General features: G+C 61.5%; 13 protein-coding genes and 1 pseudogene. 6 read left to right on the top strand and 8 right to left on the bottom strand.

From position 1 onward, the window contains the following. Window positions 1–66: 66 nt before the first annotated feature. The 3 genes from Q4S41_RS03820 to Q4S41_RS03810 all read right to left on the bottom strand — a co-directional run bounded on the left by Q4S41_RS03820 (window position 67) and on the right by Q4S41_RS03810 (window position 2,732). On the bottom strand, window positions 67–1,299 hold the full coding sequence (locus tag Q4S41_RS03820; RefSeq protein ID WP_305029781.1) for an ABC transporter permease: 1,233 nt from the start codon (window positions 1,297–1,299) through the stop codon (window positions 67–69). A gap of 103 nt (window positions 1,300–1,402) precedes the next feature. After that, window positions 1,403–2,212 carry a class I SAM-dependent methyltransferase gene (locus Q4S41_RS03815; RefSeq protein ID WP_305029780.1) on the bottom strand — a complete coding sequence of 270 codons (810 nt, stop codon included), beginning with the start codon at window positions 2,210–2,212 and terminating at the stop codon, window positions 1,403–1,405. A 103-nt stretch (window positions 2,213–2,315) separates the two neighbouring features. Next, window positions 2,316–2,732 (bottom strand): ribosome-binding factor A, encoded by a 417-nt coding sequence (locus tag Q4S41_RS03810; RefSeq protein WP_305029779.1) that lies wholly within the window; start codon window positions 2,730–2,732, stop codon window positions 2,316–2,318. A gap of 105 nt (window positions 2,733–2,837) precedes the next feature. Between Q4S41_RS03810 and Q4S41_RS03805 the strand changes: the two genes are divergently transcribed. Further along, window positions 2,838–4,247, top strand: coding sequence for a hypothetical protein (locus Q4S41_RS03805; protein WP_305029778.1), 1,410 nt, complete (start codon window positions 2,838–2,840; stop codon window positions 4,245–4,247). A gap of 137 nt (window positions 4,248–4,384) precedes the next feature. On the opposite strand, the gene Q4S41_RS03800 is transcribed toward Q4S41_RS03805, so the two are convergent. The 3 genes from Q4S41_RS03800 to Q4S41_RS03790 form a co-directional block, all read right to left on the bottom strand. Further along, window positions 4,385–4,978, bottom strand: a complete 594-nt coding sequence (locus tag Q4S41_RS03800; RefSeq protein WP_305029777.1) for a hypothetical protein — start codon at window positions 4,976–4,978, stop codon at window positions 4,385–4,387. A 15-nt stretch (window positions 4,979–4,993) separates the two neighbouring features. After that, window positions 4,994–6,031 (bottom strand): selenide, water dikinase SelD, encoded by a 1,038-nt coding sequence (selD, locus tag Q4S41_RS03795; RefSeq protein ID WP_305029776.1) that lies wholly within the window; start codon window positions 6,029–6,031, stop codon window positions 4,994–4,996. A 175-nt stretch (window positions 6,032–6,206) separates the two neighbouring features. Next, window positions 6,207–6,761: a DUF2911 domain-containing protein gene (locus Q4S41_RS03790; protein WP_369811240.1), complete on the bottom strand. Its 555-nt coding sequence runs from the start codon at window positions 6,759–6,761 to the stop codon at window positions 6,207–6,209. 339 nt (window positions 6,762–7,100) lie between these two features. Between Q4S41_RS03790 and Q4S41_RS03785 the strand changes: the two genes are divergently transcribed. The 3 genes and pseudogenes from Q4S41_RS03785 (at window position 7,101) to infB (ending at window position 12,251) form a co-directional block, all read left to right on the top strand. Further along, window positions 7,101–7,571 carry a ribosome maturation factor RimP gene (locus Q4S41_RS03785; RefSeq protein WP_305029775.1) on the top strand — a complete coding sequence of 157 codons (471 nt, stop codon included), beginning with the start codon at window positions 7,101–7,103 and terminating at the stop codon, window positions 7,569–7,571. A gap of 16 nt (window positions 7,572–7,587) precedes the next feature. Next, window positions 7,588–8,820, top strand: a pseudogene (nusA, locus tag Q4S41_RS03780) (transcription termination factor NusA); the annotation flags it as partial. Window positions 8,821–9,155: 335 nt separating this feature from the next. Continuing rightward, window positions 9,156–12,251, top strand: a complete 3,096-nt coding sequence (infB, locus tag Q4S41_RS03775; RefSeq protein ID WP_305029774.1) for a translation initiation factor IF-2 — start codon at window positions 9,156–9,158, stop codon at window positions 12,249–12,251. Between the two features lie 212 nt (window positions 12,252–12,463). On the opposite strand, the gene Q4S41_RS03770 is transcribed toward infB, so the two are convergent. Next, window positions 12,464–12,919, bottom strand: a complete 456-nt coding sequence (locus tag Q4S41_RS03770; protein WP_305029773.1) for a hypothetical protein — start codon at window positions 12,917–12,919, stop codon at window positions 12,464–12,466. 241 nt (window positions 12,920–13,160) lie between these two features. After that, complete coding sequence (gene mscL / locus Q4S41_RS03765; protein ID WP_305029772.1) at window positions 13,161–13,598, bottom strand: large conductance mechanosensitive channel protein MscL; 438 nt, start codon at window positions 13,596–13,598, stop codon at window positions 13,161–13,163. A gap of 231 nt (window positions 13,599–13,829) precedes the next feature. Between mscL and Q4S41_RS03760 the strand changes: the two genes are divergently transcribed. Both Q4S41_RS03760 and Q4S41_RS03755 read left to right on the top strand, forming a co-directional pair. Further along, window positions 13,830–14,621 carry an enoyl-CoA hydratase/isomerase family protein gene (locus Q4S41_RS03760; protein ID WP_305029771.1) on the top strand — a complete coding sequence of 264 codons (792 nt, stop codon included), beginning with the start codon at window positions 13,830–13,832 and terminating at the stop codon, window positions 14,619–14,621. 140 nt (window positions 14,622–14,761) lie between these two features. Beyond that, window positions 14,762–16,273: an oligosaccharide flippase family protein gene (locus Q4S41_RS03755; RefSeq protein ID WP_305029770.1), complete on the top strand. Its 1,512-nt coding sequence runs from the start codon at window positions 14,762–14,764 to the stop codon at window positions 16,271–16,273. Window positions 16,274–16,314 lie beyond the last annotated feature (41 nt).

The raw sequence follows: 16,314 nt of genomic DNA, 5'->3' as shown, positions 1-16,314 counted from the left end.
GGAGCTTGGCGCCTGGAGGGCGGGCTTAGCGCTTACGGCTGAAAGGCCGCTGGGATGTCGCCGGGGCTATAAATTCTCGCGCACGTCTAGGCGGCTGGCATTCAGCGCGGGCCGGATGCTCACGGCCAGCGTGATGAGAATGATGGACATGCAGGTGAAAATGATGTCCGATGCCTGCATTTTTACCGGGTAAGCGTCCACCACGCTCGTGGCCATGCCCATGCTCACGAAACCGAAGCGCTGCTGCAGCCAGCACAGCGTGACGCCCAGCACGAGGCCCGTGGCCGCGCCCACCAGCGCCACAATGGCGCCCACGTAGAGGAAGGTGCGGCGCACCGTTTTTTGGCTGGCGCCCATTGCCAGCAGCACCGCAATGTCCTTTTTCTTGTCGATGACCAGCATCGAGAGCGAGAAAAAGATGTTGAGCGAGGCGATGAGCAGAATAAGCGTGAAGGTGATGAAGACGAACAGCTTCTCCACTTTGATGGCCTTGAACAAGCTCACGTGCTGCTCATCCGAATCCTGCACTTTGAAGGCGGGGCCGAGCTGCTTGCGGAGCTGGTTTTTCACCTGCTCAATCTCGAAGCTCTGGCCCACTTTCACATACAAGGCCGTGCGGCGGTTGCCGTAGTTGAGCAGGCGCTGGGCAAATTCGAGCGGCACGAAAATGTAGCTGTCGTCGATGTGCTGCTCGATAAGGAACACGCCGCCGGCAATGAGGTCTTCCTCGTTGAAAGCCTTGCTGGGGTCGGTGCTGAGGGCTTTTTTGCCGGGCGTGTTGCGCGGGTAAAGCAGGCGCATAGGCGCCAGCCGGTTGTTGAGCGTGATGCTGAGCTCGTGCTGCACGCCGGCGCCGACGAGGGCCAGCTCCAGGCTGTCGCGGCGCAGGCGGTGGTCGCCTTCGCGGATGTTGGCGTCAATCTGGCTTTGGCCGAAGTAGTTGTCCGAGAGGCCGCGCATTTTTACCACCATCTGGCGGTCGTGGTATTGCAGCAGGGCGTTGTCCTCGATTACTTCGGTGAGCAGAGCTACGCCGGGCGTGTTTTCCAGCTTCACCAGGAAAGTGCGGTCTACCGGGAAGGCTTTGCCTTTGGTGGCCGAGATGACCAGGTTGGGGTCCGATTTGCCGTAGAGCGTGCGCACCAAATCCTCCAGCCCGTTGAACACCGACAGCACAATAATGAGCGCCATGGTGCCCACCGCCACGCCAATCATCGAAATGTTGGAAATGATGGTGATGATGTTGCGCTTGTTCTTCGAGCGGAAGTAGCGCCGGGCAATGAGGAGGGGTACTCTCACGAATGGGGGTTAGCGGGCAGAAAGGCGGGCCGTTTGGGAGGAGGCAAGTTCGGGTAAAACTATTGAAAACCGGCTAACGCTGGCCGGCCCCGGCGCGTTGGCGCTATTTCCAGGCCTTCACAATGAGGCCCGTGCCGGAATCGTGCACGGTACGGGCATCCAGCCAGTTGAGCAGCAGGCAGAACGGGAAGGTGATGAGGTAATAAAAAGGCAAGATGATGAAGAAGAGGCGCGACTTGCCGAGCATCAATATCGGGTATTTCATGCTCAGGCGCCACGAAATCTGGCCGGGCTCGCCGTAGGAGTAGCGGGCCTCCACGCGCTCGAAACCGGCGGTGCTGAGCTTCTGCTGGATTTCGCGGATGTTGTAGCCGTCGCGCACGTGCTCCTCTATGAAGCTGGTTTCGCCGTCGTCGTGCACGTCGGAGCCGCCCTGGTCGCTGGGGGTCGAAATCAGGAGCATGCCGCCGTCTTTCAGCGAAGCGTGGATGTTGCGAAACACCTCCACGTCTTCCAGAATGTGCTCCATCACGTCAACGGACAGCGCCAAATCGAACGAATTGGGCTCTTGGTAGAGCACCAAATCCTGCACGGCAAACTGCACGTTTTTCCTTCCAATCTGACGGAAAAAGGCGTTCGAGTCGGCTACCTGGTCTTCCTTCACGTCCACGGCCAGGATATTCCACTTATCGCTCAGGCCGCTCATCCAGTAAGTATACTGGCCGTAGCCGGAGCCAGCGTCCAGAATGTTCAGCGGCTCCTGGGTGCGGCCCTTGGCCCAACGGCGCAGCTCGCGGTGCACGTGCCAGGTGCGCAGCAGCAAGAGGTCGAGCAGGTGGTAAAACAGGCGGCGCAGCCACGGCGTGCGGTTAAAAACATCGCCGAGCGTCTTCTTAATCGGGTCGTAGTACAAGGGAGGGGAGGCAGGGTATGAGGGTAGGAGGGCAGGAGGGCAGGAGGGGCAAAAGAGAGAAGTGCTGATAACTCCTGCCCTCACACCTCCTGACCCGCATACCCTAATTAAAGAGGCGCGGGCGGGCCGGTTTGTCGTCGTCCTCGCCTTCGTCGTCTTTGGGCGCGGGGGGGATGTGCAGCGTGCCGAGCACCTGGTCCATGTGGGCGGCGTAGGCGGCGCTGTCGTCGTGGAAGAAGATGAGCTCGGGCACCACGCGGGCCGTTTGGCGGATGCGCTTGGCCAGGGCGTGGCGGATTTCCTTGGCGTTGTCCTTGATAATTTCGAGGCGGTCGGTGGCGTTGTTGCCCAGCAGCAGGCTGAGGTACACGCGGGCCTGGCCCAGGTCGGGCGTCACTTTCACGGTGCTGATGCTGGGCGCCAGCCCACCCCCGAAGAGGTGCGGCAGGTCGCGCTGGAGCACGGCGGCCAACTCCTGCTGGAGCAGGCTGGCCATTTTCTGTTGTCGTTTGCTTTCCATAATAAAGGGCAAAGGTACGATTCGGGCGGCAAGGGAAATAAGGCGACATGAAAGGGGAGTTCTCGTAGCCAATACCTTTGCCGGCTCTTTCCTCACCACGTCCCTTTGCTACGCTTTTTCAAAAGCTCCCTGCCCGCCCAACTGCTGGCCCTGCTGATACTGGTGCTGGCCCTGCGCCTGCCCCTGCTGTGGGCCGGCCTGCCCGTGACGGCCGCCGAGCTGCGCGCCCTGCTGGTGGGCGAGCGCCTGCACGGCGGCGCCATGCCCTACCGCGACCTTTACGACGGTACCGCGCCGCTGGCCGCCGCCTTCTTTGGCGGGCTCGATGCCGTGCTGGCCCGGCCGGTGTGGCTCTACCGGGTGGTGGCGCTGGGGCTGCTGCTAGTGCAGGCGCTGCGGCTCAACCTCGTGTTCAACCGCTATGACGTGCACCCCGAGCGCGGCTACGTGGCCGCCCTAACCTACCTGCTGCTGGGCAGCGTCAGCACCGATTTAGATGCATTGTCGCCGCTGCTGCTCGGCAACACGTTCGTGGTATTTGCCCTGAGCGCGCTGCTGCCCACTTCGCGCGAGGGCTATGACAACCGCCGCCTGTTTCGGGCCGGCTTTCTGATTGGGCTGGGGGCGCTGTGCTACCTGCCGCTGGCCTTGTTTTTGGTGGTGGGCTTGTTTGCGGTGGTCATTTTTGCGGCGAATTCCTTTCGGAGCTCCTTGCTGCTGCTGTGCGGGTTTTTCTTTCCGTACGCGCTGGTGGCCACATTCTTCTTTTATATCGGGGCGCTGCCGGGGTTTGTGCAGTTCCACTTGCAGCCGGGGCTGACTGATTTGATTGCCAGCGGACTGCCGGCGGGCCTGCAGCTGCGTCTGCTCATCGTGCCGGGCGTGGTGCTGGCGCTGGCGCTGCTGCGGTCACTGGGCACGTCGCTGGGGCTGGTGTTTCAGGCCAAGTTCCGGCAGCTGATGCTGGTGTGGCTGCTGGTAGCCATTGCTACGGCGGCCGTGGAGCGCGGCACGGCGCCGGGCGTGCTGGTGCTGCTGCTCACGCCGCTGGGCTACTTTAGCCTGTTTTTGTGGCAGCGTAGCCCCCGCCCGCTGTTACAGGAGCTGCTGCTGCTGCTCATCATCAACGCGGCGGTGGTGCTGCGCTACCGGGCCCACGTGCCGCGCCTCGAAGCCCTGCTGCACATGCCCGCCGAAAGCCGCTTCGGCCTCGCCCCCGACCCGCGCTACGCCGCCCTGCGCGGCCAGACCCTGCTCATCCTCGGCCCCGACGACCGCGCCTATTTCTACAACCACCCCGCCACGCCCTACCTCGACTGGTCGCTCTCGCAAGCCGATTTCGGCCACCTCAACGAGTATGCCGCCGTGGTGCGCGTAGCCCAGAAAATGGGCGAAAACCCGCCCGCCTACCTCCTCGACCAGGGCCGGCACGTGCCGCGCCTCAAGCAGTTGCTGCCCGGCGTATTCGGCCCGTATGAGCCTACGGCAACCCCGGGTTTGTATAAGCGGAAGTAGAGGCGGGGGCATGGGGCGGAACTGTCATCCTGAGCGCAGCGAAGGGCCTTGTCACTGGCGAACAGAAACCGTCCTGGAGTAATAAGGTCCTTTGCTGCGCTCAGGATGAGAGACAACTTGTGAGAATCAACCCTCTACTACACCCAGCACCACGCTGTCATACGCCGCTCCGTGGGCACGCTCCGCAGAAAGCCCATCAGCGGCTCCAGTTCCGTGAGCAGTGAGGTGAGGACGATGACGCGGCCATCCACGAGGTGCAGCCGCAGGTAGTCGTATTTCGCCCAGAAGGTGCGGCGCGCCCGGCACGTCACCCGCTCGATGCGGGCTAAGTCGCGCCGGGCAAAGGGCAGGCGCAGGCCCGCTTCGTACACTTCAAAGCGGTTTTCAATGGGCTGAAAAACCAACGTGGTTTCGTGGTTCCGGGCCCAGTAGCGCAGGTGCAGCAGCAGCGCCGGGCCGCTCAGCAGCAGCGTGAAGAGCAGGAAGCCGCCCGTCAGTCCCCACTCAAAAGCACTGGTCGGCCCCTCGCCCATGGCCACGGCAGGCAGCACACTCAGGCCCGCGCCCAGCGCCAGCAGCGGCCAAAACACCAGCCGCAGCTGCCGCGCCGCCGTGGCGCGGTATACCTGCGTGCGCTTCGAAAACAGTCCGCTCACCCAGCGCGCCGCGCCCAGTACCAGCAGCAGCACTACGGCCGCCTCCAGCAGCGGGCGGAAAAAGGAGGTCTTCATCCAGCAAAACCGACGTTAGGCGCTCACCTGCACCCAGGCCTCGCCCTCCGCATGCTCGCGCAGGTGGCCGAAGCTTTCCAGCGCCAGCCCGTGCCGCTCAAATACGTCCAGCACCGCCGCCCGCCCGCCGGGCTCCACGCACACCAGCAGGCCGCCCGACGTCTGCGGGTCGCAGAGCCAGGCACGCTGCTCGTCCGTCACCGACCCGATTTTGTGGCCGTAGCTGGCCCAGTTGCGGCCGGTGCCGCCGGGCACGCTACCCTGCTTCAAATAAGACTCCGCTGCCGCGATGCGGGGCACTTTCGTGAAGTCGATTTCGGCCGTGAGGTGGCTGCCTTCGCACACCTCGGCCAGGTGGCCCAGCAGGCCGAAACCGGTTACGTCGGTCAGGGCCGTCACGGCGGACAACTTGCTCAGCTCGGCCCCGATTTTATTGAGTTGCATCATCTGGGCCGGCGCAATGCTGGCGTCCTCATCGCGCAGCAGGCCTTTTTTCTGCGCCGTGGTCATAATGCCTACGCCCAGCGGCTTAGTCAGAAATAGCTCCGAGCCGGCCGTGGCCGTGTCGTTCTGCTTCAGGTCTTTGATGTCGACCATGCCCGTCACGGCCAGCCCGAAAATGGGTTCCGGCGAGTCGATGCTATGCCCACCGGCCAGCGGAATCCCTGCTTCGGCACAAATGCTGCGGGCGCCTTCCAGCACGCGGCGCGCCACTTCGGGCGGCAGCTTGTCCACCGGCCAGCCCAGCACCGCAATGGCCAGCAGCGGCCGTCCGCCCATGGCGTAAACGTCGGAAATGGCATTAGCCGAAGCAATGCGCCCGAAATCATACGCATCGTCCACGATGGGCATGAAAAAGTCGGTGGTCGAAATCACCGCCTGGCCCCCGCCGATATCGTACACGGCCGCATCGTCGCGGCTGGCGTTGCCCACCAGTAGCTTGGGGTGCTGGGGCTGGGCAATGCTGGTGTGCAGCATCTGGTCGAGCACGGCCGGCGCGATTTTGCAGCCGCAGCCCGCGCCGTGGCTGTATTGGGTGAGCTTGTATTCCATGAGATGTCAGGTTGAGAACGGCGTCAAAAGTACGCGCCGCTAAAGAGGGGATATCAAGACCGTCATGCTGAGCGCAGCCGAAGCATCTCTACCGCGCAACATAACCATATTACTTGCGCGGTAGAGATGCTTCGGCTGCGCTCAGCATGACGTGCTAATCGAAAGGCAACAACAATTACTTAATAGCCACCGGCACTTCCACGTTTTCCCAACGCAGCACGAGCCCCGGCGATTTCACCTCGTACACCAGCCGTTCAGTCAGCGTAGCGCTTTTGCGGGGCGTCACCATGACGCGCAGGGCGTCCTGTTTCTCGTCGTACTTGAAGGCGCCCCACTGGTTCGGCACTTTGTTGAAAATCACCGTCCACGGCCCCGTCTCGGCCGGAATTACGAAGAAGCCGTACTTGCCGGCCGGCAAGGCCTTGCCTTCCACCTTCACGTCCTTGCTGAATTCCACAGTGGTAGCTTCGTTGGCCCCAGCGCGCCACACCTTACCGAACTTTTCCAGCCCGCCGAAAATGGTGCGGCCCTTCACGCCCGGGCTGCTGTAGTTCACCGTCACATCGGCGCTGCCGATTTTGCCGGTAGCCGTGGCGGCCGGGCTGGGTTTGGCTGCATCTTTGGCCGGAGCCGGCATGGTGGCGGGCATCGTCTGGGCGTGGGCGACAGCACCTGTCAGGGCCAGCGTCAGGCCGAAAGCAGCCGTGCGGAAAATGGTGAAAGATTTCATGGGAATTAAAGATTGAAAATGAGGATGAATGCGGCCGTGAAGTTCGGCCGCCGGCTCGCAAACTCCGCATCGGCCGCCGAGGTTTGCCAAAGACACCGATTGCCGCTAAAGTTGCCGCTACTACCTCAACATATAAAACCGTCGGGCTCCCCTCTCCACGGGCTTCGCGCTTCAAGCGAACCGGGGCCGGGGGTGAGGTTCCGCCGTTCACGCCGTCACCACGTCCCCTGTCTTGCATTCGGCAGCATATTATCGTACCTTTGCCCCGAAGTTGGTATTCAATCTGATAAAGAGGGGACGCGCAGTCCCCTCTTTTTTTGCCCGCTTGTTTCAACCCTTATGCACTTCGACCGCAACCTGCTGCTGGAAATGCTCCACGACGCCATCGGCGACGAGGAACTGTTCATCGTGAGCCTCACCGTGTCCGATTCCGTGCTGCCCAAAGTGACCGTGACGCTCGACGGCCCCAACGGCCTCGCCATCCAGTCCTGCGCCACCATCAGCCGCCGCCTGGGCCGCCGCATCGACGAGCACTACGGCGAAGACGCCGCCTACTCGCTGGAAGTCACCAGCCCCGGCGCCGACCAGCCCCTCACCGACCCGCGCCAGTACCCGCGCCACATCGGCCGCTCGCTGGCCCTGAAGCTGGCCGACGGCACCGAGAAAACCGGCACCCTCACCGCCGCCACCCCCGAGGGTGTCGAAATCGAGGAAGTCATCAAGCAAAAAACCAAGAAAACTACCCTGCCCGCCGCTTTTTATTCCTTCGGGGACATTAAGGAAGCCAAGGTTGTTATCTCTTTCAAATAAATACAGTTCTGCCTCTATGAACAGCCACGAACTCATTGAATCCTTCGGCGAATTTGCCCGGAGCAAAAACATCGACCGACCCACGATGATGAGCATCCTGGACGACGTGTTTCGTACCATGATTCGGAAGAAGTACGACCAGGACGAAAACTTCGACGTCATCATCAACCCCGATAACGGCGACCTCGAAATCTGGCGCAACCGCGAAATCGTGGACGATAACTCAGAAGATATCTGGGACCACGACAAAATTCCGCTGGCCGAAGCCCAGAAAATCGAGCCCGACTTTGAAGTAGGCGAATCCGTAGCCGAAGGCGTGAAGCTGGAGGATTTCGGCCGCCGCGCCGTGCTCATGGCCCGCCAAACGCTGATTCAGCGCGTGAAGGACCTGGAGCGCGACAACCTGTACCAGAAATACAAGGACCAGGTGGGCGAAATCGTGACCGGCGAAGTCTACCAGGTGTGGAGCCGCGAGGCCCTCATCATGGACAAGGACGACAACGAGCTGGTGATGCCGAAAGGCGAGCAAATCCCCAAGGACCGGTTCCGCAAGGGCGATACCGTGCGCGCCGTGGTACACCGTGTGGAGGTGATTAACGGCACACCGAAAATCATCCTCTCCCGCGCCGCACCGGCGTTCCTCGAGCGTTTGTTTGAGCTGGAAGTGCCCGAGATTTACGACGGCCTCATCACCATCAAAAACGTAGTGCGCGAGCCCGGCGAGCGCGCCAAAGTGGCCGTGGAAAGCTACGACGAGCGCATCGACCCCGTGGGCGCCTGCGTGGGCATGAAGGGCAGCCGCATCCATCCGGTGGTGCGCGAGCTCGAAAACGAGAACATCGACATCATCAACTACACCGATAACCTGGAACTCTATATTGCGCGGGCACTATCGCCGGCCAAGGTGGGTTCTATGAAGATAAACCAGGAGAACGGCCGGGTTTCCGTGTTCATGAAGCCCGACCAGGTGAGCCTGGCCATCGGCCGCGGCGGCGCCAACATTAAGCTGGCCAGCCGCCTCGTCGGCATGGAAATCGACGTCTTCCGCGAAGCCATCGACTACGAAGAGGACATTTCGCTGGACGAGTTCCAGGACGAAATCGAGCCCTGGGTATTGGCCGAATTGAAAAAAATCGGTCTGGACACCGGCCGCGCCGTATTGGCGGTGAAGAAAGACGACATCGTGCGCCGCACGGAGCTCGAAGAAGAAATGGTGGACGATGTGTACCGCATCATCCGCCAAGAATTTGCCGACGACGAAGACCTGGACGAAAGCTCCTTGGAAGCCGCTAAAAACCGCGTTGCCGCTGGCAAAACGGATGATTCGGCCACCGAAGAAGCGGCCGTGACGCACGCTTCGGCCACTGCTACAGCGGCCGAGCACTCGGTGCTGGACACCGAAAACAACACCACGACTGAGGAAGCGGGCGAAGGCTCTCCCGCCGAGCCAGCCCAATGACGGCCCCGCGGCCGGTACGGCAAGGGTAACAAATCGCGCCAGTAGGTGCGGTTTGCGCCCTGCTGGCAAGATTTAATGTAATACCTTTGCACTTAGAAGCGTATCGTACGCGAGTAACAGATAGAATGGCGGAAGCAACCCCGAAACGGCTACAACAGGCGGCCAAAGACCTGAACATTGGTATGGACAGGGTGGTCGAGGCCCTGGCCAAAAAAGGCATACAAGTAGAAAACAAGCCGACTACGAAGCTCACCGGTGAGCAAGTGGCCTCGCTTGAAAAGGAATTTGCAGCCTCAGCTCACGACCGTCAGGAGGCCCAGAAGGTCATCCAGGCGAAGCGCCAGAGCGACCTTGAAGCGGCCCCCAAGCCCGCTGCCCCGGCTCCGCGCCCTGTGCAGGCTGCTCCGGCACCTGCGCCCAAGCCGGTTGCTCCGGCTGCGCCCGTGGCTCCGGTAGCTGCCGCGCCAGTTGCTGCTGCTCCGGCCCCTGCGCCCGTAGCTCCGGCGGCTCCCGCTCCAGCGCCCACGCCCGCTGCTGAAACCCCCTCGGCGCCCGGCCTGAAAGTGCTGGGTAAAATCGAGTTGGACAGCCGTGGCCGCGTGGTGCCGCCCCGTCCGGCCGCACCCGTTGCCGCTCCGGCTCCGGCCGCCGCTGCCCCGGTAGCTCCGACGCCAGCCCCAACGCCTGCTCCCGCACCGGTTGCACCCAAGGTAGAAGCCCCCGCGCCGCCCAAGGTGGAAGCACCCGCTCCCGTAGCGCCTCAGCCCGTGGCCAAAGCCGAACCGACGCCGGCTCCCCAGCCCGCCGTTCCGGCCCCCACGCCTGCTCCGGCTGCGCCAGTGGCCGCCGCGCCAGCCACTCCGGTTGCTGCTGCGCCTCCCGCTGCTGCTCCCGCAACGCCCGAAGCTGCGGCGCCGGAAGACACTAGCACCATCGTAGCCAAGTCGGACACGCTGAAGGGCCTCACGGTGCTCGGCAAAATCGACTTGTCGTCGCTGAACAATGACCGGCGTGGGCCAGGTGGCCGTGGCCCTCGCCCCATTGCCTCGTCGGACGTGAGCAAGCGTGGCTTGCCCGCTGGCCCTGGCCAGAAGAAACGCACGCGTCTGCCCGGCCCTCCCGGCAGCACCACGTCGCCGCCCAGCCCTGGCTACCAGGGCAACCGTCCGGCCGGTGGCCAGGGTGGTGGCGGCTACCAGGGCAACCGGCCCGGTGGTGGCCCCGGCCAGGGTGGCAACCGCCCGGGCGGTCCCGGTCAGCGTCCCGGTCAGTCGGCTCCGAAGCCGAATGCACCCGCACTCACGCCCGAACAGGCTGAAAAGCAAATTCAGGAGCAGATTAAGGCCACGCTGGCCAAGCTCGGCGGCAACAAAGCCACCGGCCAGGCCAACCGCGCCAAGTATCGCCGCGATAAGCGGAGCATGCTGGCGGAGGACCGCGAGGCCCTGCGCGCACAGAACGAGCTCGACGCCAAGACCCTCAAGCTCACCGAATTCATCTCGGCCAATGACTTGGCTTCGCTGATGGACGTGAACGTGAACGAGGTTATCAAGGTGTGCCTGGGTATGGGCATGTTCGTGTCCATCAACCAGCGTCTTGATGCCGAGGCCATTACCGTGATTGCCGATGAATTTGGCTTTGACGTGGAATTCCTGTCGGCGGAAGAAGAGGAGATTGATGTAGATGCCGGCGATGCTGAGGAAGACCTCAAGCCCCGCGCCCCCATCGTCACCATCATGGGCCACGTCGACCACGGCAAAACGTCGCTGCTTGACTACATCCGTGATGCGAGTGTGGCCAAAGGCGAAGCCGGTGGCATCACGCAGCACATTGGTGCCTACGAGGTGCGGACCAAATCGGGTCAGCCCATTACTTTCCTTGATACGCCTGGTCACGAAGCCTTTACGGCTATGCGTGCCCGTGGTGCCAAGGTGACGGACATCGCCATCATCGTGGTAGCCGCCGACGACTCGGTGATGCCGCAGACGAAGGAAGCCATCAACCACGCGCAGGCTGCTGGGGTACCGATTATCATCGCCCTCAACAAGATTGACAAACCGGCGGCCAACCCCGAGAAAATCCGTGAGGAGCTTTCCCAGATTAACATTCTGGTGGAAGAGTGGGGTGGCAAATACCAGAGCCAAGAGGTTTCGGCCAAATCGGGCATTGGTATTGACGACCTGTTGGAAAAGGTGCTGCTGGAGGCCGAATTGCTCGACCTGAAAGCCAACCCTGACCGTGGCGCCATCGGTACCGTGATTGAAGCTTCGCTCGACAAAGGCCGCGGCTACGTGACCACTGTGCTGGTGCAAACCGGCACGCTGAACGTGGGCGACATCATCCTTGCCGGCCCGCACTTCGGCCGCGTGAAGGCCATGACCGACCATCGCGGCAAGAAAATGAAGACCGCGCCACCCGCTACGCCGGTGCAGGTGCTCGGTCTTACCGGTGCCCCGCAGGCCGGCGACCGCCTCCAGGTGATGGAGACGGAGCGCGAAGCCCGCGAGATTGCTACCCAGCGTCTGCAGTTGGCCCGCGAACAAACCATCCGGACCAAGAAGCACATCACGCTGGACGAAATTGGTCGCCGCTTGGCTATCGGTTCGTTCAAGGAACTCAACATTCTAGTGAAGGGCGACGTGGACGGTTCGGTGGAAGCACTTTCTGACTCGCTGCTCAAGCTGAGCACGCCGGAAGTGAAGGTGAACATCCTCTCGAAAGGGGTGGGCGCCATCTCAGAAAGCGACGTGTTGCTGGCTTCGGCTTCCGACGCCATCATCATCGGCTTCCAGGTGCGGCCCTCGCAGAGCGCCCGTAAGCTGGCCGAGAACGAGCAGATTGACATCCGTCTGTACTCCATCATTTACAATGCCATCAACGAGGTGAAGGATGCCATGGAAGGCATGCTGGCCCCGACGGTGCAGGAAGTGGTGGTGGCCAACGCCGAGGTTCGCCAGGTGTTCAACATTACCAAAGTGGGCACCATTGCCGGCTGTATGATGACGGAGGGCACGCTGACCCGTAAGACGAAAGTTCGGGTGGTGCGCGACGGCATCGTGATGCACACCGGCGACATCCAGGACCTCAAGCGTTTCAAAGACGACGTGAGCGAGGTGCGCCAGGGTTACGAATGTGGTATCTCCATCAAAGGCTTCAACGAGCTGCAGGAAGGCGATAACATCGAAGGCTTCGAAGAAAAGGAAATCAAGCGTACGCTGTAAGGCAAGCGCAACCTGCAAAGGTGAAAAAGCCCCGACTGCATTACGCAGTCGGGGCTTTATTTTGGGGCCAATTGCTTCACGATTAATTGTCGGCTAAATAATGAGCCATTGCTACCTGAAACCTCAAGTAGCGGATATAAATAAACGATAAATAAACGAAAGCCCCGACTACATGGTGCAGCCGGGGCTTTCGTTTCTGGGTGATTCGAGTTTTAGAAAAACAAAAACCTATGCTTGGTTTTGTGTTTGTGCACTAGGGGCTTACCAGCAGGGTTGGCGCCGCCAATGGCGTGGGTCTGGCCGCGCTTCTGCTCCATGTAGCCGGGTTTGCCAGCTTTGGCCTTGAACTTTTTCACCATGAAACCGCCGCCGCTGCGGTTGGAGTCGAACTGGCGCTCGGGGCTGCCGTTGCGGCCGAAGCTGGTGTTGCCAGTGCGGGCTTCGAGGAGCTCAAGCTGCTGGTCGCGCTTGATTTCGTCGGGCGTCATGGCGGCGCGGCGCTGGTTGCGGGCCAGTTCCTGGGCGTTGGTGCCCGAGGTGCTGCGCGCGTTGGCTTCGCTGCTGCCCTGGCCGGCGGTGGGGAAAGCGGGCCCGGTTTGGGCGTGGGCGACGGAGGTCGCACCGAAACTTAGCCCGCTGAGCAGCGCGGCAGCAAAGAAGAATTTCATAACAGGTGAAGGAAGGGGTGGAGGGAAGTTGCGACCTAACGACGGTGAGCAAAGGGTGGTTCACTGAATGATGCAATTTTGTGCATCAGGTCGTTAGGTCGCCCCTAAGTTCGCAACTTATTTTGAATCGACCAATTACCGGCTACATATAAAACCGCTGCTTGAGCTAAAAATATAAAAACCGCTGCCCACAACTCGGTGGACAGCGGTTTTTTCTGGGTGAACGGACTAACTGTTTTCGCTAGGCGCGGCCGGCGCGCAGCGAGTCGCGGATTTCCATGAGCAGCTGCTGGTCGGTGGTGGGGGGCGGCGGGGTAGCGGGGGCAACCACGACTTCGGTCGGCTTCTTGCGGATGCTGTTGGCGCCTTTCACAATCAGGAAAACGATGAAGGCGATGATGAGGAAATTGATGACGGCGTTGAGGAACAGGCCGTAGTTGAGCGTGCCCACGCCGGCTTTCTTGGCTTCTTCGATGGTGGCGTAGTGCTGGCCGTTCATGGCCACGAAGAGGTTGGCGAAGTCGACTTTGCCGAGGGCCAGGCCCACGATGGGCATGATGATGTCGTCGGTGAGGGAAGTGACGATTTTGCCAAAGGCCGCGCCGATGATGACACCCACGGCGAGGTCGAGCACATTGCCCTTGGCGATAAATTCCTTGAATTCGGAGACGAAGCCCATAGCAATCAGGTATTAAAGGGTGAAAAAAGAGTTTGCGCTAAAGCTACTTGTTTAAAAACAAATACATAGCGGTATTACAGTGGCAAAGGTGATTATTTTAGAAGGTAGTTAAGAGTCGGTTTCGGCGGGTCGGGGGGAAATGGCGTTCAACCCCGGCGCATGCCCGACCAGCCCCAGCAGCGCGGGGCCCTATCTTTGGCGGGGCTAAGTCAAACCCGCCTTCTTTTCGTTATGTCTGCTTCGTTCGAAAACCTGCTCTACGACCTCGACGCCGCCAGCGGCATCCTCACCCTCACCATCAACCGCCCCAGCAAGCTCAACGCGCTGAACGCGGCCACCATTGCCGACATCGATGCGGCGGTGCAGCAGGCGCTGAACGAGCCCGCCGTGCGCGGCATCATCATTACGGGCAGCGGCGAGAAGGCCTTCGTGGCCGGGGCCGACATTGCCGAGCTGGCCGCTCTCACGCCCGCGCAGGCCACCCGCGCCGCCGAGCGCGGCCAGGAGGCCTTTTGCCGCATCGAGGACAGCACCAAGCCCGTGGTGGCGGCCGTGAACGGCTTCGCGCTGGGCGGCGGCTGCGAACTGGCCATGGCCTGCCACATGCGCGTGGCCTCGGATAACGCCCGTTTCGGGCAGCCCGAGGTGAACCTGGGCTTGCTGCCCGGCTACGGCGGCACGCAGCGCCTGCCTCAGCTCATCGGCAAAGGCAAGGCCATTGAACTGCTGCTGACAGCCGATATGGTGAAAGCCGACGAGGCTTTGCGCCTGGGTTTGGTGAACCATGTGGTGCCGCAGGCAGAGCTGCTGCCCTTCTGCCAGCAACTGCTGGGCAAGATTCTGAGCAAGGCGCCGCTGGCCGTGGGCATGGTGCTGGAGTGCGTGAACGCGCATTACGCCAAAGGCGCCGACGGCTACAAGGCGGAGGCTGAAGCCTTTGGCCGGGCTTTCGACAGCGAGGACTTTAAGGAAGGCACCACGGCATTTGTGGAAAAGCGGGCGGCGGTGTTCACGGGTAAATAGTGTTGAGTAGTTCTCGTCTGTCATCCTGAGCGCAGCGAGGGACCTTATCACGCTCGAACAGCTTTAGTTCAGCCGTGATAAGGTCCTTCGCTGCGCTCAGGATGACAGACTGCTTCCACAATGTGCTTCAATAGCAAAGAATGAGTGTAGCCAAAAGATTAGCGTCGCAGACGGCCGTGTATGGCGTGAGCAGCATTGTGGGCCGCGTGCTCACGTATTTGCTGGTGCCGTTCTACACCGCGGCGTTTGCGCCGGCTGAGTACGGCGTGGTGACGGGGCTGTACGCCTACGTATCGTTTCTGAACGTGGTATTCACCTACGGGATGGAAACCACGTATTTCCGCTTCGCCAACCGCGCGGGAACCGACCGTAAAGACTTGTATGACCGGGTACTGAGTTTGCTGCTGCTGAGCACAGCCGGCCTCACGGTGCTGCTGATGCTGCTGGCCCGGCCACTGCTGGCGCTGCTGGAGATTCCGCCGGGCCACGAGGAGTACGCTTACTGGGTGGCCCTGATTTTGGGGCTGGATGCGTTGTCGGCCATACCATTTGCGCGGCTGCGGCTGGAGAACAAGGCGCGCAAGTTTGCCGGCATCAAGCTGGCGGGCATTGTGGTAAATGTAGCGCTGAACTTGTTTTTTATTGTGTTGTGCCCGGCCGTGATGAGCGGCAAGTGGCTGCCCGCCTTGCAGCCGCTGGTGGCGCGGGTGTACGACCCCACGATGGGCGTAGGCTACGTGTTTCTGAGCAACCTGGTGGCCAGCGGCCTTACGCTGCTGCTGCTGGGCCGCGAGCTGCTGGACTTTCGCTTCCGGCTGAATCTGAGCTTCTTGAAGCCGCTGCTGCAATATGCTTTCCCGCTGATGCTGATGGGCCTGGCCGGTATGGTGAACGAGACGTTGGACCGCATCCTGCTGCCCAAATGGCTACCCGATAATTTCTACCCCGGCCAAAGCAGCCTCACGGCGGTGGGCATCTACGGGGCGTGCTACAAGCTGAGCATTTTTATGCAGCTGGTCATTCAGGCATTCCGCTACGCGGCTGAGCCGTTTTTCTTTTCCCAAAGCACGGAAAAGAATTCGCCCGCCACGTTTGCGCTTATCCTGAAGTGGTTTACGCTGTGCTGCGCCGTGATTTTTGTGGGCATCAGTCTGAATGTGGAGGACATTGCCGGGCAGTTTCTGAAGCGGCCGGAGTACCTGCAGGGCTTGGCGGTGGTGCCTGTATTGTTGCTGGCCAACCTGTTTCTGGGCGTGTACTACAACCTGTCGGTGTGGTTTAAGCTAACCGACAAGACCTACTATGGCACCTACATCGGCGCGGGCGGCGCAGTGCTCACCATCGTACTCAACTTCCTGTTGATTCCGGTGCTGGGCTATATGGGCTCGGCCCTGGCCACGCTGGCGTGTTATTTCATGATGGCCGTGCTGTGCTGGCGGCTGGGCGAGCAGCACTTCCCGGTGCCGTACCCGGCGCTGCGGCTGGGGCTGTGGCTGTTGTTTGCCGTGGTGCTGGTGGCGCTGGGCCAGTGGATAGTGCCGGCCGACTGGTGGGCGCGCCACGCTTGGCACGCGGGCCTGACGGTGCTGTTTCTAGCCGCGCTGTATGTGGTGGAGCGCCCGCGCCCGGCGCTGACGGCCAAGCCGGCCTAGTGCCGCCGGTGGCTTGGTCCGCCCTCTATCTTTGCCGCACT

The sequence above is a fragment of the Hymenobacter convexus genome (assembly GCF_030580955.1).
Classification (GTDB): domain Bacteria; phylum Bacteroidota; class Bacteroidia; order Cytophagales; family Hymenobacteraceae; genus Hymenobacter.
Note: the sequence above shows the minus strand (reverse complement) of the source record. Positions and strands in the feature narration are given on the sequence as shown.